Annotated in this window: 17 protein-coding genes and 1 tRNA gene; 8 read left to right on the top strand and 10 right to left on the bottom strand. The window is 71.4% G+C overall.

Annotation, left to right across the window (positions count from 1 at the left end; all coding sequences use genetic code 11):
- Positions 1 to 50: 50 nt before the first annotated feature.
- The 3 genes from AB0Q96_RS14525 to AB0Q96_RS14515 all read right to left on the bottom strand — a co-directional run bounded on the left by AB0Q96_RS14525 (position 51) and on the right by AB0Q96_RS14515 (position 2,229).
- Positions 51 to 245 carry a DUF397 domain-containing protein gene (locus AB0Q96_RS14525; RefSeq protein ID WP_365325196.1) on the bottom strand — a complete coding sequence of 65 codons (195 nt, stop codon included), beginning with the start codon at positions 243 to 245 and terminating at the stop codon, positions 51 to 53.
- A gap of 194 nt (positions 246 to 439) precedes the next feature.
- Positions 440 to 1,300 (bottom strand): helix-turn-helix transcriptional regulator, encoded by an 861-nt coding sequence (locus AB0Q96_RS14520; protein ID WP_365325194.1) that lies wholly within the window; start codon positions 1,298 to 1,300, stop codon positions 440 to 442.
- 224 nt (positions 1,301 to 1,524) lie between these two features.
- The gene (locus AB0Q96_RS14515) at positions 1,525 to 2,229 is read right to left on the bottom strand and encodes a GPP34 family phosphoprotein (RefSeq protein WP_362476094.1); all 705 of its coding nucleotides are present in this window, start codon (positions 2,227 to 2,229) and stop codon (positions 1,525 to 1,527) included.
- A gap of 184 nt (positions 2,230 to 2,413) precedes the next feature.
- Here AB0Q96_RS14515 and AB0Q96_RS14510 point away from each other — a divergent pair, with 184 nt between their 5' ends.
- Together AB0Q96_RS14510 and AB0Q96_RS14505 are read left to right on the top strand one after the other, a co-directional pair.
- A complete protein-coding gene (locus AB0Q96_RS14510) occupies positions 2,414 to 5,065 on the top strand; it encodes a D-alanyl-D-alanine carboxypeptidase (protein WP_365325192.1) in 2,652 nt (883 codons plus the stop codon).
- Positions 5,066 to 5,354: 289 nt separating this feature from the next.
- Positions 5,355 to 7,046 (top strand): MFS transporter, encoded by a 1,692-nt coding sequence (locus tag AB0Q96_RS14505; protein WP_365325190.1) that lies wholly within the window; start codon positions 5,355 to 5,357, stop codon positions 7,044 to 7,046.
- Between the two features lie 90 nt (positions 7,047 to 7,136).
- Here the strand turns inward: AB0Q96_RS14505 and AB0Q96_RS14500 are convergent.
- Positions 7,137 to 7,209 (bottom strand) — tRNA-Arg (locus tag AB0Q96_RS14500).
- 417 nt (positions 7,210 to 7,626) lie between these two features.
- Between AB0Q96_RS14500 and AB0Q96_RS14495 the strand changes: the two genes are divergently transcribed.
- Both AB0Q96_RS14495 and AB0Q96_RS14490 read left to right on the top strand, forming a co-directional pair.
- Positions 7,627 to 8,529 carry a hypothetical protein gene (locus AB0Q96_RS14495; protein WP_365325188.1) on the top strand — a complete coding sequence of 301 codons (903 nt, stop codon included), beginning with the start codon at positions 7,627 to 7,629 and terminating at the stop codon, positions 8,527 to 8,529.
- Positions 8,530 to 8,665: 136 nt separating this feature from the next.
- Complete coding sequence (locus tag AB0Q96_RS14490) at positions 8,666 to 9,280, top strand: hypothetical protein (protein ID WP_365325186.1); 615 nt, start codon at positions 8,666 to 8,668, stop codon at positions 9,278 to 9,280.
- On the opposite strand, the gene AB0Q96_RS14485 is transcribed toward AB0Q96_RS14490, so the two are convergent.
- From AB0Q96_RS14485 to AB0Q96_RS14465, 5 genes are all read right to left on the bottom strand, one after another.
- Positions 9,265 to 10,470 (bottom strand): hypothetical protein, encoded by a 1,206-nt coding sequence (locus AB0Q96_RS14485; protein ID WP_365325184.1) that lies wholly within the window; start codon positions 10,468 to 10,470, stop codon positions 9,265 to 9,267. The genes AB0Q96_RS14490 and AB0Q96_RS14485 overlap by 16 nt on opposite strands.
- 10 nt (positions 10,471 to 10,480) lie before the next feature.
- Positions 10,481 to 11,584: an ImmA/IrrE family metallo-endopeptidase gene (locus AB0Q96_RS14480; RefSeq protein WP_365325182.1), complete on the bottom strand. Its 1,104-nt coding sequence runs from the start codon at positions 11,582 to 11,584 to the stop codon at positions 10,481 to 10,483.
- Positions 11,585 to 11,899: 315 nt separating this feature from the next.
- On the bottom strand, positions 11,900 to 12,661 hold the full coding sequence (locus tag AB0Q96_RS14475) for a hypothetical protein (protein ID WP_365325180.1): 762 nt from the start codon (positions 12,659 to 12,661) through the stop codon (positions 11,900 to 11,902).
- Positions 12,662 to 12,870: 209 nt separating this feature from the next.
- Positions 12,871 to 13,113: a hypothetical protein gene (locus AB0Q96_RS14470; RefSeq protein ID WP_365325178.1), complete on the bottom strand. Its 243-nt coding sequence runs from the start codon at positions 13,111 to 13,113 to the stop codon at positions 12,871 to 12,873.
- Between the two features lie 538 nt (positions 13,114 to 13,651).
- Complete coding sequence (locus AB0Q96_RS14465; protein ID WP_365325176.1) at positions 13,652 to 15,520, bottom strand: acyl-CoA dehydrogenase; 1,869 nt, start codon at positions 15,518 to 15,520, stop codon at positions 13,652 to 13,654.
- 272 nt (positions 15,521 to 15,792) lie between these two features.
- Here AB0Q96_RS14465 and AB0Q96_RS14460 point away from each other — a divergent pair, with 272 nt between their 5' ends.
- From AB0Q96_RS14460 to AB0Q96_RS14445, 4 genes are all read left to right on the top strand, one after another.
- A complete protein-coding gene (locus AB0Q96_RS14460; RefSeq protein WP_365325174.1) occupies positions 15,793 to 16,479 on the top strand; it encodes a ScbR family autoregulator-binding transcription factor in 687 nt (228 codons plus the stop codon).
- 339 nt (positions 16,480 to 16,818) lie between these two features.
- Positions 16,819 to 18,240: a cytochrome P450 gene (locus tag AB0Q96_RS14455; protein ID WP_365325172.1), complete on the top strand. Its 1,422-nt coding sequence runs from the start codon at positions 16,819 to 16,821 to the stop codon at positions 18,238 to 18,240.
- Between the two features lie 138 nt (positions 18,241 to 18,378).
- Positions 18,379 to 19,011: a ScbR family autoregulator-binding transcription factor gene (locus tag AB0Q96_RS14450; protein WP_365325171.1), complete on the top strand. Its 633-nt coding sequence runs from the start codon at positions 18,379 to 18,381 to the stop codon at positions 19,009 to 19,011.
- A gap of 98 nt (positions 19,012 to 19,109) precedes the next feature.
- Positions 19,110 to 20,993, top strand: coding sequence for a class I adenylate-forming enzyme family protein (locus AB0Q96_RS14445; RefSeq protein ID WP_365325428.1), 1,884 nt, complete (start codon positions 19,110 to 19,112; stop codon positions 20,991 to 20,993).
- A gap of 321 nt (positions 20,994 to 21,314) precedes the next feature.
- On the opposite strand, the gene AB0Q96_RS14440 is transcribed toward AB0Q96_RS14445, so the two are convergent.
- A complete protein-coding gene (locus AB0Q96_RS14440; protein WP_365325169.1) occupies positions 21,315 to 22,589 on the bottom strand; it encodes a M6 family metalloprotease domain-containing protein in 1,275 nt (424 codons plus the stop codon).
- Positions 22,590 to 22,746: the final 157 nt, after the last annotated feature.

Below are 22,746 nucleotides of genomic sequence, written 5' to 3'. Positions count from 1 at the left end.
GTCGAGAGGGCCTGCGTAAGGGGGCCGTGCGACGTCGGGTTCGGGCGCTGTTAGCGCCCGCTGACGTCGAGGACGAAGGCCGTCCAGGTCTCGGCGGAGAAGCCGAGACCCGGACGGGAGATGTCCTTCGAGTCCCTGACACCGATCAGGAGATGGTCCTGCGACTTGACCTCTACGCAGTCGCCATTGACCGCCGAGTAAGAGGACTTGGTCCATTCCGCCAGCGCGTCGTGCCGAAACAGCATCGTGACTCCGATGGTTGTGCCAGTGGGGTGGGTGACGTGCGATTCAGCCGCTTCGGCAGCGGCTCTGTGACCGACGCTACGCTGCAACATCACTAGTGATGTGACGCGTTCACCCATCCGAGTGGCATGTTCCATAGAAATCTATGCACCAACGCCCTGGCGGTATATGGTGCCCGATCTTCCGCCGGGGTGTCTCAGTCGGACGCCAGCTCGTTGGCCACCTTGAGGATGAACTCGAGGGAGTGCTCGGCACTCAGGGCCTTCGCCCTGAGGTGCTCGTACATCACCGCGTAGCTCTGGACGTCCGTCGTCTTCTCCAGGTAGAGGTCGCTCGTGACGCCCTCCAAATAGACGACGCTCGCGTCCACCGCCTCGTGGAACTCCAGGATGGCGAACTTCCCGTACATCCCCGGGTGGGCGCCCACGTCGTACGGCAGGACCTGCAGCGTCACATGCGGCTTCTCGCTCAACTCGGCGAGATGGCGCAGCTGGTCGGCCATGATCTGCGGACTGCCGACGACCCGGCGCAGGAGTGCCTCGTCGATGACGGCCCAGAACCGCAGCGGGTTGACCGGATCGGCGAGGCGGTCCTGACGCTTCACGCGTACCTGGATCCGCTTGTCGATCTCGCTGGGGGTGGCCTCGGGCCACATGCCCTCGATCACGGCTTGCGCGTATGCGCGGGTCTGCAGAAGACCCGGGACGATCAGCGATTCGTACACGCGCAGCGACGCGGCGTCGGTCTCCAGACCGATGTAGACGCTGTACGGGATGTCGCCGAAGGCGTGCCACCAGCCCTGCTGGCGGGAGTCCTTGGCCATCTGCATGAGCGAGTCCACCACCCGCTCGTCCTCGACCTCGTACACCCCGCACAGGTCGCGCACATCGCGCTGGCTGATGGAACGACGGCCGTTCTCGAGGCGGCTGATCTTCGACTGGGAGACGAGGAGACGCTCGGCGACCTGCTCGGCCGTCATGTTCTTCGCTTCCCGGAGCCGGCGCAGCTCCTGGCCCAATCGGCGTCGCCTGACGGTGGGGTTGACACTGGACGCCACGGAAACTGCACCTCCGGCTGTCGGCTGCGTAGCTGTGAGTATCTACTGCTTGGCAGACTGCCACCAAAGGTGTGGTGTGCGCTGGGAAATCACCAGACGGGCGCAGGTGACGTGCGGGTGCGGGGCGAGCGTCTCGACGCCCGTCCCGCACCCGCACGCGGCTCCCGGTGTGGATCGGGGGGTGCGGGTGACGCGCTGTTCGCGCGCCGGCCGCACGCCCGGGGTCACACGGCTCGGGCCATGCTGCCCCGGCGCGGCTGCTGCGGAACCCCGCTCGCCGCCGCGTTGTTGCGGCGCGGCTGTGCGGCCACGCCGTTCTGGACGTCCATCACGGCGTGCGCCACGAGGCCGCCCATGGGGTCGTGCCGGATCAGGTCGCGCAGCCGGGACCGCGACGACCGTCCTTCGTTCCCCGGGTACAGGTGCTTGCCGAGACCGACCGCGTGGGCCAGCGCGGCGAGCGCCGCGGTCCGCGGGTCCGGCGGTACGCCGGTGCGGATCGCACTGTCCAGCCGGGAGCGGATGTCCCTGCTGATCGCCGTGTCCGTCGCCTGGTAGCGAGTCGTCGGCAGCACCCCGCACATCTGGCCCTCCACGGCATGCACCATGCCGCAGCGCTCCAGGTGCGCGAGATAGATCTGACGGAGCCCCAGTCGGGGTCCGCCGATCCAGTGGACGGCCCGAACCGGACTGCCGCGTCTGCGCAGCAGTTCCAGTGCGGAGTCCAGAGTCGGATCTCCGGTCGGCCGTGGCATCACCACGGCGATACGATCCCCGTCAGGGGCTATCCGTCCTGCCAGAGCCAGCTCCACTAGCTGTGCTCCGGCGAGGCCGAGGTCGAGCGACTGCGGCTGCGCTGTGGTACCCGTGGCCGGGTCCAGAGCGAGCAACAGAAGCTCCTCCGGAATTGTTCTGCGGCTCCTGCCCATCCATGCCTCCCCGCGTGGATGAATGACAGGGTGACCCCTCTCACATTCATCTGTCGAGAGCACCTGGTCGGTTCGTACGGGAACCAGCAGGTATGTCGTTCTCGTCTAGCACGGGAGCCAAGGGGTCCACACGGGACACTGGTACATGGTTCGGACGTCCGGACGAGTTCCGGACGCTTTTCGTATGACGTTTCGTTTGACGCATGGAGGAGGCACGGTGGCGGGCGAGTCCCCCGACAAGGCGGAGCAGCGGGAGAGCGCGGCCGGCGGCGACGGCAAGGACCCGCGGCTGTCCGTGCTCCAGGCCCGAGTGGACGAGCCGACGGCCGTCTTCAAGGCACTGGCCCCGCGGACGGCCCCGGAGGACGCGGAGGACGCGGAGCCGGCTTCGGGGGAGCCGGAGGGGCCCGCGGAGGGCGCCGAAGCCGTCGAGGTCGTCGAGGGCGAGCAGGGTGCGTCCGAGGGGGGCGCTTCCGGTGAGGACGCCCCGGAGGCCGCCGAGGACGCTTCCGAGGGCGCGGACGCGCCGGCCGGGGACGCCCCGGGGGGCGACCGGCTGAGGGCCGCTGTGGCGGCGTGGGTCGCCACCGAGGACGAGGACGGCGACGTGGAGGGCGACGCGGACGGCGACGAGGAGTCGCCGGAGGGCGCCGGGACGGCCGCTGGGGCGTCCGGCGACGTGGCGGGCGAGGAGAGCGGCGACGCGCCGGAGGCGGGCGAGCCGGAGGCCGTCGAGGCCGTCGAGTCCGTCGAGGCTGCCGGTGCCGACGCTGACGGTCCGGAGGTCGACGCCGCCGCCGAGGAGCGGACGGACGACGCCGAGCCCGCCGACGAGGCCGAGGAGAGCGCCGAGGCGGACACCGAGCCCGAGCCCGAGCCCGAGGCGGACACGGCTGCCGAGGCCGCCGCCGCGCCCCCGGCCCGTACCACCTCCTGGGCCAAGGGCGACGGCCCCGCCGAGGAGCCGAAGGCGGCTGCCGCCGCCGGTGGCGAGTCCTGGTTCGCCGCGCGGAAGCCGACGGCGCCCAAGGCCGAGGGCGAGAGCGAGACCAAGACCGAGACCGAGGGCGAGGGCGAGTCCGAGGAAGCGCCCAAGGCGGAGTCCGAGGCGAAGCCCGCCACGGACCCGGCCACCGACGCCACGCCCGTGGACCAGCCGACGGCCGTCTTCAAGGCGCCCAAGCTGCCCGCGGAGCCCGAGGCGAAGGCCGCCACCGACTCCGCCCCCACCCCTGACGCCACGCCCGTGGACCAGCCGACCGCCGTCTTCAAGGCGCCCAAGCTCCCCGCGGAGCCCAAGGCGCCCGTGGTCGACCAGCCCACCACGGCCCTGAAGCTGCCCGAGTCGATGTTCCGCCCGCTCCAGGGCGACATCACCCAGGAGCAGCCCAAGCCGACGCCGACGCCGAAGGCTCAGCCTCAGGCGCAGGCGAGCCCGGCCCAGGCCCAGGGCACCCCGCCGCCCGCCGCCAAGGCGCCGGCGCCGGGCCCCACCCCCGTACCCTCGTCGCTCGCCGAGGCGGAGCGGACCAGGCAGCAGCCGCTGCCGCCGCGTCCGCCGCTGGAGATCCTGGCGGAGCTGACGAACACCCCGCCGCCGGCGGAGACGCCGCTGCGGACCGGCGTGCGCCGGGTGAAGATCTGGACCCCGCTGCTCCTCCTGGTGCTCGTCGTGTTTGCGGTCGTACAGATCGTGCGGCCGCTGCCGGACCCGGCGCTGACGCTGTCGGCCGAGCCCACGTACACCTTCGAGGGCGGGGCGCTGCAGATGCCGTGGCCGTCCGAGGGCCAGGGCGCCGCCGAGGTCGAGGGCGTGGGCTCGCTGGGCACGTACGGCCCGCAGAAGCCGGCGCCGATCGCGAGCGTCGCGAAGACCATGACGGCGTACGTGATCCTCCGCGACCACCCCGTGAAGGGGAAGGAGAAGGGTCCGAAGATCGAGGTCGACGCGATCGCCGGTGAGCAGGCGAAGGCGAAGGACGAGTCGACGGCCCAGATCAAGGAGGGGCAGAGCTACACGGAGAAGGAACTGCTCCAGCTCCTGATGATCCCGTCCGGCAACAACGTGGCGCGGCTGCTGGCCCGCTGGGACGCCGGTTCGGAGGCCGCGTTCGTCGAGAAGATGAACGCCGCGGCCAAGGAGCTCGGGATGACGGACTCGACGTACACGGACCCGTCCGGTCTGCAGTCGAGCACCGTGTCGACCCCGCTGGACCAGCTGAAGCTGGCGAAGGCGGTCATGCAGTACGACGTGTTCCGCGAGATCGTGGACATGCCGAACCTGACCGTCGACGGCATCCCCGGCCGGATCGAGAACAACAACACGATCCTGCTGGAGCCGGGCGTCAGCGGCATCAAGACGGGCTCGTCCACCCCGGCCGGCGGCAACCTGCTGTGGGCGGCGAACACGGTCGTCGACGGCAAGAAGCAGCGCATCCTCGGCATCGTGATGGGCGCGAAGGACGCCGACCAGCTCTACCAGAAGCTGGACCTGGCCATCGCGAACAGCCTCAAGGTGATCCAGCAGGCCCAGAAGGACGTCACGTCCGCGGCCGTGGTGAAGAAGGGGCAGGTCGTCGGGTACGTGGACGACGGCCTCGGCGGCCGGACGCCGGTCGTGGCGACCAAGGAGCTTCGGGCGGTCGGCTGGCCCGGGCTGAAGGTGGACCTGGAGCTCACGAACGGCGGAAAGGCACTGCCGCACTCCGGGAAGGCCGGCGACGTGGTCGGCCAGGTGTCGATCGGCACGGGCAACGGCAAGGTCAGCGCGCCGGTGGCGCTCCAGGGCGACCTGGTCGAGCCGGGCCTCGACAAGAAGCTGACGCGCGTCGGCTGAGCCGAGTGGGCTGATCGCGGCGGGTGCCCGGGGAGCTTCCCGGGCACCCGCCTGTTAGCGTCGTGCCGGGGACGGGAAGCGGAACACCGGTACGGAACGGCATCAGCAGAGCCGGGCAGGGCAGGGGAGAGGGCCGCAGTTGACCACCGCAGAGGGGACCCGGGAAACCGGAGGCCAAACCCACGTGTCTTCGCCTTCGCGAATAGAGCTCCCGGGTCAGCGACCGGCCCCGGAGCCGTCCGCGCCCCCGGCGCCCCCCGCGCCGCCACGGCGCAAGCGCCGCTACACGGTGCTCGTGGCGACGGCCGCGGCGGCCGTCACCCACATCCTCTGGTTCCTCTTCTTCGCGAACAGCGGCGGCGACCTCGCCGCGCAGGACGCGTGGGCGGAGTTCGTCGGTCGGCACCCGGACTCGGCGTACAACCTCGCCTGGTACGGGGGGATGCACCCGGTCTCGTACAGCGTGGTGTCGCCGTACGTGATGTCGGTGCTGGGCGTGCGGACCACGATGATGATCGCGGGGACGCTGTCGGCGGCGCTGACGGCGCTGATCCTGGTGCGGGTGCGGGCCGTCCGCAACCCGATGGCGTGCGTGCTGGCCGGGGTCTTCGCGTTCCTGTGCAACGCGCTGTCGGGGCGGGTGACCTTCGGCCTCGGCATGATGTTCGCGCTCGGCGCGGTCGCGGCGGTCTTCTGCTGGCCGCACCGCTGGCGCTACCGCCGCTGGGCGAAGGCGGCGGTGGCGGCACCGCTGGCCGGCCTCGCGACGGCGTGCAGTCCGGTGGCGGGCCTGTTCCTGGGCGTGGCGGCGGCGGCGCTCTTCCTCAACAAGCGGCGCCCCGGCGCGTACGCCCTGGGTCTGGCCCCGGTCGTGGTGGTGGCCCTGTCGGCGTGGCTGTTCCCCTTCTCGGGGACGCAGCCGATGTCCTTCATGTCGACGTCCCTCCCGCTCCTCTTCGGCATCCTCTGCTTCGTCCTCGTCCCGAAGGACTGGCGCACGGTCCGCACGGGCGCGGCGGTGTACTCGGCGGGCACGCTCCTCACCTGGCTGATCGACTCGCAGATCGGCTCGAACGTCTCGCGCCTGGTGATGCTCTTCGCGGGCGTGGTCCTGCTGGCGGCGCTCCCCTACACGGTGCCGCGCTCGCGCCGCTGGTACGCGATCGTGCTGGCCTTCGCCGGCCTGAACTTCTGGATCGGCTTCAAGGGCGTCGACGACGTGATCCGCACCGCCCCGGACGCGTCCTGGGCGCGCGAGGTCGCGCCGCTGATCAACCAGCTCCAGGTGCGGGGCGCGGAGAAGGCCCGGGTGGAGGTCGTCCCGGCATCCAGCCACCGCGAGTCGTCCGCCCTGGCCCCGTACATCAACCTGGCCCGCGGCTGGAACCGCCAGGCCGACATGGAGCGCAACCCGCTCTTCTACGACGACACCCTGAACGCGGCGAACTACCAGGACTGGCTCGGCCGCTGGGCCGTCCACTACGTGGTGCTGCCGACGGGCGCCCCCGACTCGGGCGCCGAACGCGAGGCGGAGCTCGTCGACGAGGGCCTGCCCTACCTCCACCAGATCTGGTCGGACGCGAACTGGCGCCTGTACGAGGTCACCGACCCGACGCCCCTGGCGGACCCCCCGGCCCAGGTCCAGCGCGCCGAGTCCAACGAGGTCGTCATCCGCCTCGACGCCCCCGGCCGCGTCCTGATCCGCGTCCCGTACTCCCCCTGGCTCGCCCTCCTCGACGCCGACGGCACCAAGATCGAACCCCCCCAGGAGACGGAAGCCTCCAAGGAGGCCCGCGAGGCCTCGGAGACGGACCTCCCGAAGACCTTCGCGAACAAGGAGGGCTGCCTCCTGAAGGCGGAACCCGACGCGGAGGGCGACGAGTGGACCGAACTCCTCGCCCCCAAACCGGGCACCTACCGCCTCGGCGCCCCGTACAAGCTCTTCCCCCGCGGCACGACCTGCCCGGAAGAACTCCGCTGACCACCCGCACACGCGAAGGCCCCGGACAGGCGAAGGCCCCGGACACGCGAAAGGCCCCGGACCACGATCGGTCCGGGGCCTTTCCCCTTGTGCCCCCGGCAGGATTCGAACCTGCGACACCCGCTTTAGGAGAGCGGTGCTCTATCCCCTGAGCTACGAAGGCGGGGGCTTGGAAAAAACCTTGGAGAAAACCCAGCAAGTGGATCTTCGGCAAGGAAGCCAAGCCCGCTGGTCAGACGCGGTGCGGATCCCGCTGAGCAGTATCGCTGCCCGACAAGAGCCGCGCCAACAGCCGACCAGAGAACAGGGTAGCGGATGACCATCCGCCAGGGGGCCCACGTTTCCCGGGCGGCTCGCGGGGGCGCGCTGACCAGTGGGTTTGCCGCGATTCATGGGCGGGGCGACCTGGCCCTTGCGGGTTCAGAAGACCGTTCTGTCCCCAGAACGATCTTTCAACCATGCTGCATGCTGTGCCCCGTGTGCCCTGTGCGGTGTCGGGTGTGGCGTCGGCGTCCGCTCGTAGGCGTGAACTAGTCCGAATCCGCTGCGGCACGAACGGGGGCCGACTTGGATACGCAGAGTGTCCACCACCCTTCCCGCGCAGCACTCAGTAGACGCAGACCCGGACGGTGACGCTCCGGTCACCACACGACGCGAGTACCTGCAGTACGGGGCAGCCATCGGTGCGGTGGCAGCTCTGGTGCTGTACGGACTGCAGTACTGGGCCCTGGAGCGTTTCTACGAACGGTTCGGCGTCACCCCGGAACAAGTGGGGATCGGCAAGACTGAGGTGCTGACCAGGCTTGCTGTCTGGCTCGGATTCCTCGGTTTCTTCGCTGTCCTGATCCTGCCCGTGATGTTCGTGTTGCTGGAGCTCATCGCTGGGGCGCTCGTACCGAGGAGTCTGTCGGACTTCATGCGACACGGGCTGGTCTCCCACGCCTGGGCCCGCAGAGGCGTGCTCGTCGCGGTGACGGCGACATGGCTTGCCTTTACTGCGGTGAGGACCACAGGGGCGCATCCCTTCGGCCTGCCGACCGCTTTCGAGTTCGCGATCGCACTGTTCTATGCGGGTGCGGCCGTCGCAGTGGCCCGCCATCGCTCGCCGCGCCTGCGCGGTGCGCGGGAGATCGCGATCACGCTCGCTCTGTGTGTGCTCGCCCTGGGGTACTGGCTTGGCAACACCATGGGAGAGGATGCCGAGCACGTACGAGTGAGCGGCCACGTCGGCCACTTGGCGCAGTTTGTCGGCGTGCGCCTGCAACCCGTCTGCGTGGACCTCGCGGATGTACCTGGACTCACTGCCGTGGGTGACTTCCGGGGGTTGCTGATTGGCGAGGCTGGCGGTGTCCACACTGTGTACGACATCGCTCGGCAGAGGGTGTTCCGCGTTCCGGCAGCCCAGGCGCGCCTGTGGTCGCCGGCTCCGGGAAGCGATACGGATACTTCCGCGACGTGGTGGGAATGCGGAGCGGGACGATGAACTTCGGATGCGCCGACGACGGTGCTGTTTCGGGGATCTCTTGGGCCGTTTGGCAGAAGCGACGGCACCTGTACCGGTTGGATGGACGGCGGGGCCGCTGTGGGCGGCTGGGGCTGCATGAGGCAGGGTGGAGGCCATGGTGACCTTGGCGAACTCCGTGATCGATGGTTCCGTTCGGGCGGCTACCGCTCCCTTGCTGAAGCCGGACGGACTTGCGAAGGTCATGCCCGCTCTGGGTACGGAGGCGCTGTTCTTCTACCGAATGGACACCGCCGAGCATGAGAGGAGAGCAGCTGTTGGCGCGGCTCGGCTCGATCGCATGCACGTGCTGGAGACCCTAATGAGCCTCCCTGTGGGGCTCCCTGTGCCGCTGGCGGCGCTGGCGCAGAGAGAGAGGCGCGCCGTACGTCTCCTGCCTGCTGGCGCTACCGACCGGGAGCAGAGGTCGGTTACGCGACGGGCGGTCCGCCCGCTCCATGTCGATCTCGCGGTCGTACGGGCCACTGGCTGGAAGCGTGGCCTCGAAGAGGCAGGTCGCTTCGCCCCGTACTGCCGACGGGCCATGCTGCTTACCCGGCGCCCGGCCAGGATGAGCGAGGCGCTGGTCGAGGCGGACTTCTACGGGATCGGGGTTTTCCTCGCATCGGATGACGAGGTCGAGATGGTGCTGGAGCCCCGCGACTACAGGCCGCTGCGGCACACCGCTGCGGCCTGGTCGTTCGTCGAGGAGCTGTATCAGCGGGTGCGCTGAGTAGCTGTCGCCGTGGTGGTGCTCGCCTCTGGTGCGGGGGCGGCCAGTGCCCACCGCTTCAGCTGTTCGGGGACCTTGAAGGCATTCGGCTGGGAGATTGCCGCGTTCACCAGCGGATGACGGTCGACAGCGGCCTTGCAGCGCTCATGCCACCAGAGTTCGCGGGCGGAACCCTTGGGAAGGGCGTCGAGGGCGCACAGCCAGCTCATGAGCACCGCGACGTTGTGTGCGGCTGCCGCGGCGGGTAGAGGGCTGTGGAGGCTGGTGAAGCTGTCGAGCGTACGAGCGCCGAGGCAGGCCGCACAGGAGCAGACAGGGGCCGGCGACGCGGCGAAGCGCTTGGCCAGGGTCGCGCCGAGGAAGAAGCTCATCAGCTCCGGGTACAGGACGTGCGGCGAGGTGGCGAAGCCGCCGCTGCCGGTCTTCGCCTTCTCCCCGGGCGCGACGATGTGCCTGAGTTTGCTGCTGGTGCCGAAGGCGGTGAATGTCGCCCCGGCGGCCAGGGCGCCGAATGCCGCCAGGTCCGTACGCAGCAGGGCGGCGTCCGGTACCTGCTCGATCACCCGCCGGAGATGACCGACAGCCTTGGAGTAGCGGGCGAGCGGGTCCATCTGCCCGCCCAGCATGATCGCCTTCGGGCCCTTCACCAGCCGCAGAAAGGCGATCAGCTGCCGCACCGGCTCCTCATCTCGGAGCCACGCGACATCGATCGGAACGGCGAAGACCACCGACGGGTCGTCGAGGTCGGCGACGCGGCTGACGGCAGCCCTCAGTGCGTCGGAGTCCTCCGCGTGGATGTAGCCCGTGGGAGTCATGGGTGCGGTGGCACCGGCGGCGCGCTGTTCTGCCAGCGAGACTTCCAGGGGGTCGTCGAAGGGCAGGGCGTCCGAGGCGACATGCGGAAAGGGGGCGTCCCCGGTCGCTGCGCTCACTTCGTACGCGGCGGGATCGACCAGCAGCGCACCGCCGTATGCCTCCTCCCGGCGCAGCCGCGCGGCCTTCCGCAGCGCATCCTTGCCGCAGAGAATCAAACCGCTTCGGACTGGGTCGAGGTGCCCCTGCACCTGTCCGACGCGGGCCGGGGAGACCTGGAGCAGCATGCGGTCGCGGAGGGCGTCGAGTACTTCCCCCGCCGTGCGTGATGCCTCGGCGGAGCGCTGGCGCGGCAGCGGGACGGAGGAGTCGGTCATGGCCTCACCTTCACAGCGGCAAAAGGGATGACGTGCGATCGCCTTCGACGTACAGGCGTTGGAAGTCCTCGGGTAGTAGATGGGCGCAGGACGCGGCTTCCTCGAGTGGGAGACCGTGCTCGTCGAGCAGAGTGTGAACGAGTTCGGAAACGAGCCGGGGACGCTCCTGAGCGATCTCGACGGGCTCGGCCGTGCGGTAGCCGAGCGCCGACATCTCGATGGTGACGGTGCGGTGTTGCCACTCGGTGATGGAGCCCAGATCCAGAGCCCGGCGGAGCAGGGCGCTCATGGACACACGCCAGGTCCGCTTCAGCTCCATCAGTCTCGGCAGGTCAACGCGGCCCGTGAACGCCTTCCGAATGTCGGATGCCGGCATCAGGAACTCCGCCGCGAACGCGTCGGCCTGTCTCTCCTGCTCAGGACCGGAGCCAGGATCCACGTGCATGACCAAGTGGCCCAGTTCGTGCGCCATGCTGAACCTGCATCGATCGCCCGGCGCACGGTCGTTGACCAACAGCAAGGGTGCACCGTGCTCACCCCACTGGCTGACCGCGTCCAGGAGTCCGCTGCCGAGATCGCGGACGACGACGAGCCCGCCGGCCTCCTCGATCGCGCCGATCACATCGGGTACCGGCCCAGGGGAGATACCCCAGGCGCGACGTAGGTGTCTGGCCGCGTCCTTGGCCGTGACGAGGTCATCGAGCACCACTCTGACGAACCTGTGCCGAGAGGTCGGATTCCCGGCAGTGGAGGCCAGCCCCCGCAACTGGATCTGGGTGAAGGCGAGCTGGGCGTGCACACGACGCAGCGTGGCGACGGAGAGGGACGCGCGCTTTCTGTGGTGGATCAGACCGACTCCCACCCCACTGACATCAGGATCGAGGCAGAGCAATCCCCTTGGATAGCTGAGAGCTGTCGCATACAGGTCCAACCGGTCGTCCGACACGGTCAGGCGACCCGCCTCGGCGCGGCTCACATATCCCTGCGACACCACCGTCGCGCCCGACGGTGAAGCCTTGGTCATGGCGTCGGCGACGTCAGCCTGCGTCATCCCGCGGGACTCGCGTGCGAGCACGAGCATCCCCGGATGTGCCTGCCGTTCCGTCACTGCCATGCAACCTAGCTCCTCGTATCAGACCTCGGAATGCTAGCACCAAATATTCCGCGACTGATGTGGAGTCACATCGCTGCGTGTCGCGCATGGGTGAGTCAGTGACGGCACCGGCGGGTTTCGTCCGGCTGGGCGAGGCGGCTTGGAGCGCTCTGGGGCGCCTGACGGCCCCGTGGGCTTGCCCGAGGATGGCGGTGCTCCGCCCCGCAGGCCTATTGGAATCGGCTGCGGATTCGAGGTGGATGCGGCGGCTGGTGGCGTTCTGGGCGAGGGCGAAGCCGAGCATGAAGACGTTTTGGCGGTCGAGGCCGTAGGAGATCATTCGCTCGTTCCACAGGCTCTTGTCGAGCTGGTTGTGGACGGACTCTGCATCGCTTCGGTACGGGTAGACCCGCTGGTGGGCGAGGGTTGGTTCCGGGATCTGCTGGAGGTGTTCGGCGCGGTGGAAGTCGCGTTCGGCATCGCTCTCTTGAGGCGCCGGCCGGTGTCGCGATCTGTGCCGAGGCGGTCGCCGGATGTGGTGGTGATGCCGACGGGGACGCGGTGGCTGTGGGCTCCGTGGTGGCAGGGGATGGAGAGCAGGTGGTACCAGCGGGACTTCGTGCGGCCCTGGCGGTGTTCGAGCCCGCTGATGGGGACGGGAGCGAGGCTGCTGGATCCGTCGTCGAGGAGGACACGTTCGGCGATGCGGCCTTGGTCGCACCACAAGTCGTGGCGGCAGCGCCCGAAGCGGAGAAGTTCGTAGGCGCGGGGCTTGACCGAGCCGTGCTGCTTGTTGACGACGAGGAGCCCGAGGCGGGCGAGGGCGTCGCGGTGCGTGCCGCGGAAGGCGCCGTCGTAGACGCCCCCCATGCAGCCGGGCGAAATGTAGCTGAGCTGGATGAATGCCCTTACCGCGATGGCTGCTTCGTCCTCGTACTCGCCGTCGGCGACGTGCCGCACGGAGAGGGTGACGCGTTGCCAGTAGCCGTCGTCGCGGGCGGAAGCGAAGAACCACTTCTTGCCGCGTGCGACACGCTTCTCCTTCTCCCCGTTCTCGTAGTAGAGGTGGGCGGAGGGATCGAACTGACGCCGGCGCATCTCGCCGGTCGTGGTGTCGGGGGTGTAGGCCTGCCCCGTCTTGGAGGGAGCTTTGGGGGCAGTGGCGTCGCCGACGAGTAGCTGTCGTCGCTCGGGCCGGGACCAGACGCGCGGGGCATCGGCGGGGAAGAGGCCCTGGTGGACGGCTTGTTGGGGTGGATGCTGCTCGAACAGTTCACGGAGCGGCTCGATGCTGGAGGCCAGGAGATTCAGCTCGGCGTCTCGTACTGCTTGCGGCTGGGCGGGGTGACGGGCAGGAGAGCGGCCGCCCTGCGTCCGGCGTGGCGCTGTACGGAGGCCCGGACGGAACGCCACCGCTTGTCGTCGAGGGTGCCGACAGCGGAGCGCTTGGAACGGGTGACGGTCATCAGCGCGGACAGGATGACGTAGATGACGGGCGGGTACCGCCGGGGAAAGTCGCGGCTGGCCGGAGGGGGCGGAAGCTCAGCCATCTCGTGCAGGCGCGGATCGTCCAGGCGGTCTGCGATCCGGCGTTGCTGGTTGCGCTGCTCCTTGTCGCTGAGCTGGCGTTTCCTGCTCGGGCGGAGCTCCCTGGGAAGGGGTCGCCGAAGACGTCGTCAGGCACAGTCCGCTCCCAGGTCGCTCTCGGCGTCGGCCTTGGCGCGCCAGGAGTAGCCGATGACGGCGGCCGTCCGGTCCAGGGAGCGCAGACCGAGTAGGCGGGCGGCGTCCTCGATCCGGCCAGTACGCTCGAACTCCGCGACCGCGGCCCAGACGGTGACCGAAGCAGGTTGGACGTCCTCCTCGCCCCCGAGGCCGATGCGCTTGAGGAGGTCAGCCAGGGCGACGCAGGCACGGGCCTGGAGAGAGGCATCGGAGGCGTGCCGGTCGGAGACGGCGAGGCGGGTGTGGGGAGCCGACTCGGGCCGGAGCCGGCGGGCCGTGACGAATGCGGCGCGGCTGTTCAGGACGTTCAGGCCCCAGTCGTCGAGCGGGGTGGGTCCGTCGTGGCAGGGGCCCGAACCCCGGTCAGTAGGTGAAGCGGTTCAGGTAGTCCGCGTTGGCGATCGGGGTGGCCGTCAGGTATTCGGCCGGGAGGTCGAAGGCGGCGGCCAGGGGGGTGAGGTGGGGGGCCAGGGTGGCCAGGGTGTGGTCGGTCGTGGTGTGGAGGGAGTCGACCTGGGCGGGGGTCAGGTGGCCCGCGGCGAGGAGGTCGCCGGTGTGGGGGCGCAGTTCGTGGAGGAGGAAGAGGCGGGCCAGGGCCTCCAGGAGGGGGCGGGTGGTGGTCGCGCGGTCCGTGGCGGTGAGGAACGCGTCGGCGGCGGCCACGCGGGCGTGGGCGGCGACCATCTCCAGGGCGGCGCCCGAGGTCTCGTTCCAGCGGCCGACCGGGTCGCCGGAGGGGCCGTTGCGCAGGGCGGTGCGGGCGCGGGTCTGCCAGATGCGTTCGACGCAGGCGTGCAGGTTCCGGAGGAAGGGGAGGTCGGTGAGGTCGGCGCGGGAGCCTTCGGGGAGGGGGGCGGGGCCCGCCTCGTGGGCGAAGACCAGCTCCGCGGCGGCCTTCTGCCAGATGACCAGGTTGTCGCCCTCGGCGGTGATGCCGCCCTCGACGTTCAGCGGCAGGTCCGCCAGGCCGTTCTCGGGGAAGAGGCCCTGCGCGCCGCAGCGCTCGCGGCTCTCGATCGTGATGTCCCGGGCCTGCCAGGTGATCCAGCCCTTGGCGACCGCGACGATGCGTTCCGCCGCCTCGCGGTCCTCGCGGTCGGTGGGGTCGTGGGCGGCCCAGCGGTCGAGGACGGACCGGTGCAGGAAGGTCATCGCGTACGCCGTGGCCAGCGCGTGCAGCAGGCGTCCGTGGTGGCTGCGGTGCGCGGTGAGCGGCATGCGCTCGCCCGCTCTCGGCGCGGCCACCTGGCGGTGCTCGGCGTAGCGGACGGCGATGGCGAGCGAGGCGCGGGCCATGCCCAGCGTGCCGGCGCTCATGCACAGCTTGCCGACGGTGACCCGGCCGACCGAGCGCAGGAACCGCTTGCGCCGGTTGCCGAGGCTGCTGCCGAACCGCCCGTCCTTGTCGAAGCGCCCGTGCGCCGCCTCCAGGAGCGCTTCGCGCGGGAGCCGGACCTGGTCGAAGGAGGTCAGGCAGTGGTCGACGGGGGTGCCGGTCCGGTCGGGCAGCCGGCGCACCCGTATGCCCGGGAGGTGGCCGTGCTCGTCGCTGAGCGGGGTCAGGAAGAGGAAGACGCCCTGGTCCTCGCCGTCCACCAGCAGCCGGGCGGCGACCAGGGCGCTCTTCGGGCCGCCGGTGAGGCTCGTGTTCGGCATGAACTTCTGCGCACCAGGGTTCGGCGTGTGCAGCTCGAAGCCGCCCGTCTCCCGGTCGAGGACGGCCACCGTCTCCAGCGCGGCGACGTCGTTGCCGTGGGCGAGCTCGGTGCACAGGAACGTGCCGGTGCGCTCCATCGTCGTGTACGTGGTGAGGTCGCGCCGGTAGCCGTCGTGGTCGAGCAGGCTGCCGAGGAACAGGTTGTAGTGGATGCTGGCGAGCGTGCACAGGCCGCCGTCGACGAAGCCGGTCCACTCGTGGAGGGCGGCGAGCCGGTGCGCGTCGTAGCTGAGCACCTCGGCGCCGGTTCCGGCCACGGTGTCGTTCACCAGGCGCAGCCGCTCGTACGAGAGGGCCGTGCGCTCGGCCGGGGTCAGGCCGGCGCGGTGGGTGAAGGCGTCGCCCGAGACCAGCCGGCGCCACTCGGCGTGGATCCGCTCGCGGTCGTCCGTATCGAAGAGAATCCGGGTCAGTTCGCCGGTCGCTGTGGCACTCTCGTCGAGGCCGTGCGCGGCGTCCGAGGGTTCAGGGGCTGCGGCGCCTTCTCTGAGCGGCGTCTCCGCGTGCTGGAGCATCGACTCGTCCCCCGAAGAGAGTGGACCCGGTAAGGATGGTGGTGGCCTGCCCCATAAAGATACGGATCCACCGGTTTTGTTTCAATATCCTTGTCAAACCGGTTGGATGGTTTTATTCTCGAAATGTGGACGTGTGAAGAATCCGGTCTCGCCCGGCCTCACCCTACTGCCGACGGGAGTTCGTGCGGACCGGTCGCCGACTCATCACTCCATGTGAGCCGTTGGAATACCAGCCTCTCGGCCTCCCGGGGTCGCGGGGTACGGAGGATGTAGTGGCACAACAAGAACGGGCCATCCGCACGCGCCAGAAGATCGTGCTCGCGGCGGCCGAACTGTTCGACGAGGTCGGCTACGAGGCGGCGACGATCTCCGAGGTCCTGAAGAAGTGCGGCGTGACCAAGGGCGCCCTCTACTTCCACTTCGCCTCCAAGGAAGAGCTCGCCCAGGAGGTGCTGGCCGGGCAGGTCGCCGCGCTCCCTCCCGTGCCCGAGCGCGAACTCCTGCTGCAGCAGCTCACGGACGAGGCGCTGGTCCTCGCCCATCTGCTGCACGTGGGCGACCCCATGGTGCGCGGCAGCGTGCGCCTCACCGTCGACCAGGGCTCGCCCCACGACGGCCTCGACCGCCGGGTCCCCATGCAGGGGTGGATCGACCACAACATGGACCTGCTCAGCCGCGCCAAGGAGGCCGGCGAGCTGCTCCCCCACGTGGACATCACCTCCGCGGCCGCCCTGTTCACCGGCAGTTTCACCGGGGTCCAGGTGCTGTCCAAGATCATGACCGGGCACGGGGACATCGTGGAGCGCGAGGCGGACCTCATGCGGACCCTGCTGAGCGCCATCGCCGTCCCCGGCGTACTAGTCCGCCTCGACTTCACCGTCTCCCGCGCCGAGCAGTCCTACCTGGAAGCGGTCCGGCTGCGTGACGCCGGCGCCGCCGTCACCGTCGCCGGCAGCTGACGGAGTCGGCCGCCGGGGCGGGTGGCCGGAGCGGGTGGCCGGAGCGGGTCACCGGAGCGGGGCGCCGATACGGGCGGCTGGAGCGGGCGGTCGGTAAGGGCGGTCGATACAGGCTGCCGGAACCGGCCGCCGGTACGAGCTGACGGAACGATCCGCCGGAGCGGGTCGCCGGTACGAATTGACGGAACGATCCGGCGGAACGGGCCGACGCGGCGGGAGCCGCGGGAGCCGCGGGAGCCGCGGAGCCCTGCCCCGGGCCGGAAGGTCGCGGGGGAGGGGAGGCGCGTGTTCTCCTCGGTCGCGTGCGCGGTGGCGGCGCGGGACACAAGGACGAACCGAATGGAGCGCACACACATGCAGGTGGACACGGACATGGGTACGGGCATGGACGTCGGTACGGGCCTGGGCACGGGCGCGGATGTCGGCACGGGCGTGGGTACGGGCCTCGGCCCGGACGCCGATACGGGCCTGGGTACGGGCTCGGGCACGGGCGCCCCGACCGGTGGCGGCGGCGGTGCCGGCGCCACCTGCCCCTACTCCTCCCCGGCCCCGCACGCCCTCGACGTCACCGGGCAGGACCTCGCCGGTGAGGCCGCCGCGCTCCGTGCGCAGGGGCCCGCCGTCCAGGTCGAACTCCCCGGCGGCGTGCGGGCCTGGGCCGTCGTCGGCCAGGAGCACGTCGAGCGGCTGCTGCTCGACCCCCGGGTCTCCAAGGACGCCCGCCGCCACTGGCCCGCCTTCGCCGAGGGCCGGATCACCCCCGAGTGGCCGCTCTACCCCTGGGTCGCCAACGAGAACATGCTCTTCTCGTACGGTGCCGAGCACGCCCGCCTGCGCCGCCTGGTCGCCGCCGCGTTCACCGCCCGCCGCACCGCCGCCCTCAGACCCCGCGTCGAGGAGATAGCGGCCTCCCTCCTCGACCCGCTCGCCGCCGCGCTCGACGCCGGCGGCACCGCCGAACTCCGCACCGCCTACGCCGAGTCGCTCCCGCTCCAGGTCATCTGCGAGCTCTTCGGCGTCGCCGAGGGCGCCGCCCGCGACGAACTCTGCGCGGCCCTGCGCACCGTCTTCAGCTCCAGCGTCTCCGCCGCCACCATGGAGGCCGCCCGCGGCACCGCCTTCCGGCAGCTCGCCGGGCTCGTCGCCGAACGGCGCCGGGCGCCCGGCGACGACCTCACGTCCTCCCTCATCGCCGCCCGCGACGGCGCCGACGCGCTCACCGAGAACGAACTCCTCGGCTCCCTCTTCCTGTTGATCGCCGCAGGTCAGGACACCACCGCCGCGCTCATCGTCAACGCCGCCGCCGCCCTGCTCGCCCATCCCGAGCAGCTCGGCCACGTCCGGGCCGGCCGCGCCTCCTGGGAGGACGTGGTCGCCGAGACCCTCCGCACGCACAGCCCCGCCGCCTACTCGCCGATGCGGTTCGCCGTCGAGGACATCGAGCTCGACGGCGTGCGGATCGCCCAGGGCGACCCGATCCTCGTCAACTTCGCCGCCGGCGGCCTCGACCCGAGCCGGTACGGGGCGGACGCCGCCCGCTTCGACCTGCTCCGCACCGACCGGGACACGCTCGGTTTCGGTCATGGTGTGCACCGCTGCCTCGGGGCCCCGCTCGCGGTCCTGGAGGCGTCCGTCGCGCTCTCCGCGCTCTTCGACCGCTTCCCGCGCCTGGAACTCGGCTGCTCGGCGACCGCCTTGGCCCCGATGCCGACCTTCCTCCTGAACGGGTACGGGGCGCTGCCCGTACGCCTCGGCGCCTAGCGGTCCTGGCCGGTCCTGGCCGGACGCTCGCAGTCTCTTTTCCCGGCATCGAAAACCGCAGGGCCGGTTTGTTAAAGTGCGGGACGATGAAACGTGTTGGCACGCCCTCGACCGAGCGGCGGTAGCGACGGAGGCCCCTTGGCCAAGCAGGAGCGGGCGATTCGTACCCGCAACGCGCTCATCGAGTCGGCCGCCGCGCTCTTCGACCGGGACGGTTTCGAGGTCGCCTCGCTGGCGACCATCAGCGCCCGCGCCGGGGTCAGCAGCGGGGCGCTGCACTTCCACTTCCAGAGCAAGGCGGCCCTCGCCGACGCGGTCGTCGGCGCGGCGGGGGAGCGGCTCGTCCGGATCACCCGGGACCGCGAGGCGCTGCCGCTCCAGATCGTCATCGACGCCAGCCACGAACTGGTCCAGGGGCTGCGCGCCGACTCCGTGCTGCGCGCCGGCTTCGACCTGAGCGCGGGCTCCGAACGGCGCCCGCGCGCGACCCAGGACCTGCGGCGGTTCTGGCGGGACTGGGTCGAGTCGACCGTGGCGCGCGCCGAGCGCGAGGGCCAGCTCGCCCCGGACGTGGCGGCGCGCGACGTCGCCGCGGCGGTGGTGGCGGTGGCCGCCGGGCACGAGGTGCTCGGACACCAGGACCCGTGCTGGCTCGAACGCGCGCCGCTCACCCGCTTCTGGTCCTTCCTGCTGCCCCGCGTGGTCGGCGACACCCGCGTCGGCCTCTTCGTCGCCTCGGGCGACCCGGCGGCGGAGCCGGTGGCGGGGTAGCGGACCCCAGGGCCGGACCGGGCGTGCTTGACGCCCCCGACGGCCGGGGCATAGCGTCGGCCGCCGACTGGCTGAGCAAGCGCTTAGGAGGGCAGCTCGTGGTCGAGCCGCGCACGGACCCGTACACCGGCACGGGTGCGGACCCACGGACGGAACGGCTCACCGCCCCCGGCGGCCCCTTCGCCGTCGAGGACGGCGTGTACGTCGGCGGGCCCCGGACCCTGCGGGAGTTCGTGGAGGCCACCTGGGCCTACGGCGACCGTCCGTTCCTCGTCGCCGAGGACCGGACCATCGGCTACCGGGAGTTCTTCGACGCCGCCTGCGGACTCGCCCGCCGCCTCCTCGACGTCCACGGCCTGCGCCCCGGCGACCGCGCCGTCGTCGCGATGCGCAACCACCCCGAGTGGCAGATCGCCTTCTGGGCCGCGCAGCTCGCCGGGCTCGTCGCCGTGCCGCTCAACGCCTGGTGGACCGAGGACGAGTTCACGTACGCCCTCGACGACTGCACGCCCCGCGTCCTGCTCGTCGACGGCGAACGTGTCCCGCGCGTCGCCGCCTGGGCCCGAACCCGCTCCGTACCCGGCATCGTCTTCCACCCCGGGACGCGGCCGGACTCGGACGCGGGCCTGCTGGGCCGCGCCCCCGGGACGCGGCCGGACTCGGACGCTGGCCTGCCGGGCCGCGCCCCCGGGTCGCGACCGGACTCGGACGCCGGCCTGCTGGGCCGCGCCCCTGGGATGCGGCCTGCCCCGGACGCGGGCCTGCCGGACCGCGCCCCCGGGACGCGCCCGGACCCGGACACCGACCTGCCGGACCTCTTCGAGGCGTACGTCCCCGACCTCGACCCGTTCCTCGGGCCCCCGCCCGTCGACGTGCTGCCCGAGCAGGACGCCACCGTCCTCTACACCTCCGGCACCACCGGCCGTCCCAAGGGCGCCGTCGCCACCCACCTCGCCCAGGTCGGGGCGGCGATGCACCCGCGCTACCACGCCGCCGCCTCCGCGCTCCGCCGCGGCGAGACGCCCGGGGCCGGACCCGTACCCGTCTCGCTCACCACCTTCCCCTTCTTCCACGTCGCCGCGTTCACCTCCTTCTACTCGGTGATGGCGGCAGGCGGCACGCTCGTCCTGATGCGCAAGTGGGACGCGGACCGGGCCCTGGAGCTGATCCGCGCCCACCGCGTCACCCACTACGCGGGCGTCCCGACCACCGCCCTCCAGCTCCTCGACGCCGCCGCGCGCACCGGGGACCCGCTGGAGACGCTCACCATGCTCAACACCGGGGGAGCGGCGGCCCCGCCCGGGATCGCCGCGCGGATCGCCGCCCGGTACGGCGAGCGCATCGAGCCCCGCAACGGCTACGGCCTCACCGAGACCTGCGGCGGCGTGCTCGCCAACTTCGGCGCCGAGTACCGGGCCCACCCCGAGAGCGTCGGGCGGCCCGCCCCCGCCACCGAGGTGCGGGTCGACCGGCCGGACGCCGAGGGTGTCGGCGAGCTGTGGCTGCGCGGCCAGTCGCTGATCCGCGGCTACTGGGGCGACGAGGAGGCCACCCGGGCCGCCTTCACCCCCGAGGGCTGGTTCCGCACCGGCGACCTGGCGCACGTCCGGGACGGGCGGGTCACCGTCGTCGACCGGATCAAGGACCTGGTGATCCGGGGCGGCGAGAACGTCTACTGCGCCGAGGTCGAAGGCGTCCTCCACACCCACCCGGACGTCGTCGAGGCCGCCGTCGTCGGCGTCCCGCACCCCGTCCTCGGCGAGGAGGTCGCCGCCGTCGTCCGGCTCCGCACGGGCGCCACGCCCGACCCCGAGGCCCTGCGGACCCACGTCGGCGCCCGCCTGGCGGCGTTCAAGGTGCCGGCCCACGTCCTCGTACGGGAGACGGAACTGCCCCGCAACGAGACGGGGAAGGTGCTGAAGCGCCGCCTGCGGGACGAGGTCCGGGCGACCGGGCCCGCCGGGCCCGGCGGGCAGGCGTAGGCGCGGGCCGGGGCCGCGGACCGGATCTTCGGGGCGGCCCGGGGGGCCAAGCTCCGCGAGCCCGGCCCCGGGGGCCGAGCCCTGCGAGCCGAGCCCTGGGGGTCAAGCCCCGTGAGCCGGCCCCCGTGAGCCGGCCCCCGTGAGCCGGCCCCCGTGAGCCGAGCCCCGTGAGCCGGCCCCTGCGAGCCAAGCCCTGAGCCGGGCCCCGCAGGCCAAGCCCTGAGCCAAGCCCTGAGCCGATCCCTGAGCCGGGCCCCGGGGACGCCCCCGGTACGCCCCCGGAGGCGCCCCCAGGACGCCGCCCCCCGCCCCCCCCACCCCTCAGCTCCGCGACACCCGCACCCGGTACCCGCCCGTCGTCTCGTCCTCCGCGACCACGCTGATCCGGATGCCGTTCGCGCGGTCGGCGAAGCTCTCGCCCGGGCCGTACGGGGCGTCCGAGAGTTCCGCGTGGACGTTGGGGCGGCGGGTGCAGCCGCCGCTGCCGCGTTCGCTGTCGGTGACGGTGACCGGGCCGCGCCCGGTGTCCACGTCGGTGTCGACGCGGTAGATCAGGACGCCCGGCCGGCAGACGGCCTCGTCGTTGCCCTCGCGGGTGCGGACCTCGACCGCGTACCCGGCCTTGTCGGAGAGCGGGACGAAGATCAGCTTGCGGCCGCCGGTCGTGGCCAGCGGGCTCAGCGCGAACTCGATGTCGCCGGTCCGCGAGGCGCAGCCGACCTGGTCGTTGTCGAGCCAGCCCAGCTTCCACTTGTGCCAGCCGAGCAGGTCGTTGTTGGCCCCCCAGTCCTCGGACATGATGTCCCAGTGCCCGACCGTGCCGCCGCCGTCGACGGTGTAGAGGTCGGGCAGGCCGAAGACGTGCCCGTTCTCGTGCGGCAGGACCCGGTAGCCGGTCTCGGAGTACGACCCCGAGCCGTCGTCCTGGCGGCTGTAGACGAAGGACGTGTTGGCGAGCGGGACCCCGTCCGCGTAGGGGGCGTCGTCGTTCCCGGAGAAGGTGACGGACAGCACCGTGTCGAGGGCCGAGGGGCCGGCGTTGGGTGTGACCAGCACGTTGACCAGGTCGTACGCGCTGAAGTCGACCTTCGGGTCGGCGGCCTTCACGATGTCCTCGACCAGCCTGCGGTAGCCCGGTTCGTACGGTGAGCCGCGCTCGATGCCGTACGAGGAGAAGGGCCGGGGCATCCGCAGCCAGTCCGGTATCGGCGCCTCGGGCTGGTAGACCAGGCGCCCGTACGAGCTGGTGCGGAACCAGTCGGCGGTCTGCGGGAAGAACTCGCGGTAGCGGCTCATGGCGGTGCCCTCGCCGAGGGCGTCCGGGAAGTCGACCATCAGGTTCAGGGCCCTGATCCGGCCCGTGGAGCGCGCGTACCCGGGGGAGGTGGGCAGGCCCTCCGACATCTGCACACCCATCGTCGTGGCGATCCGGCACGGGCCGAGCGGCGCTTCCCCGGGGCCCGCGGCGATCGGTCCCGCGGAGGCGGGCGCCGGGCCGGGCAGGGTCGTGCTGGCCGATGCCAGGGCGGCGAGCGCGAACGCGCCGGCCGCTGCCAGGGCGATGGGTCTGCGTATGCGTCGGCGGGGCTCCTGCATGCGGTCGCCTCTCTGATCTGCGCCGATCGGGGTCGGCACCGTGGGATCAGCCTGTGGCGGGGGTGGGGGGCGCGCGCGCCGGGTGGCCCGACCGGGGTACCCGGGAAGGCTTCGCACCTCTCGACGCGAGATGTGACCCAGGTCACAGTCAGGGCGG

The sequence above is a fragment of the Streptomyces sp. NPDC093111 genome, from assembly GCF_040683955.1.
Lineage (GTDB): Bacteria > Actinomycetota > Actinomycetes > Streptomycetales > Streptomycetaceae > Streptomyces.
This window is presented reverse-complemented; position numbering and strand designations above follow the sequence as displayed.

Bases quoted from the DNA above. Each gene is read 5' to 3' on its own strand.
- AB0Q96_RS14525 (WP_365325196.1), bottom strand. From the start codon at position 245: ATGCTGTTTCGGCACGACGCGCTGGCGGAATGGACCAAGTCCTCTTAC.
- AB0Q96_RS14515 (WP_362476094.1), bottom strand. From the start codon at position 2,229: ATGGGCAGGAGCCGCAGAACAATTCCGGAGGAGCTTCTGTTGCTCGCT.
- AB0Q96_RS14510 (WP_365325192.1), top strand. From the start codon at position 2,414: ATGACGTTTCGTTTGACGCATGGAGGAGGCACGGTGGCGGGCGAGTCC.
- AB0Q96_RS14490 (WP_365325186.1), top strand. From the start codon at position 8,666: ATGGTGACCTTGGCGAACTCCGTGATCGATGGTTCCGTTCGGGCGGCT.
- AB0Q96_RS14485 (WP_365325184.1), bottom strand. From the start codon at position 10,470: ATGACCGACTCCTCCGTCCCGCTGCCGCGCCAGCGCTCCGCCGAGGCA.
- AB0Q96_RS14480 (WP_365325182.1), bottom strand. From the start codon at position 11,584: ATGGCAGTGACGGAACGGCAGGCACATCCGGGGATGCTCGTGCTCGCA.
- AB0Q96_RS14475 (WP_365325180.1), bottom strand. From the start codon at position 12,661: ATGCGCCGGCGTCAGTTCGATCCCTCCGCCCACCTCTACTACGAGAAC.
- AB0Q96_RS14470 (WP_365325178.1), bottom strand. From the start codon at position 13,113: ATGGCTGAGCTTCCGCCCCCTCCGGCCAGCCGCGACTTTCCCCGGCGG.
- AB0Q96_RS14465 (WP_365325176.1), bottom strand. From the start codon at position 15,520: ATGCTCCAGCACGCGGAGACGCCGCTCAGAGAAGGCGCCGCAGCCCCT.
- AB0Q96_RS14455 (WP_365325172.1), top strand. From the start codon at position 16,819: ATGGAGCGCACACACATGCAGGTGGACACGGACATGGGTACGGGCATG.
- AB0Q96_RS14440 (WP_365325169.1), bottom strand. From the start codon at position 22,589: ATGCAGGAGCCCCGCCGACGCATACGCAGACCCATCGCCCTGGCAGCG.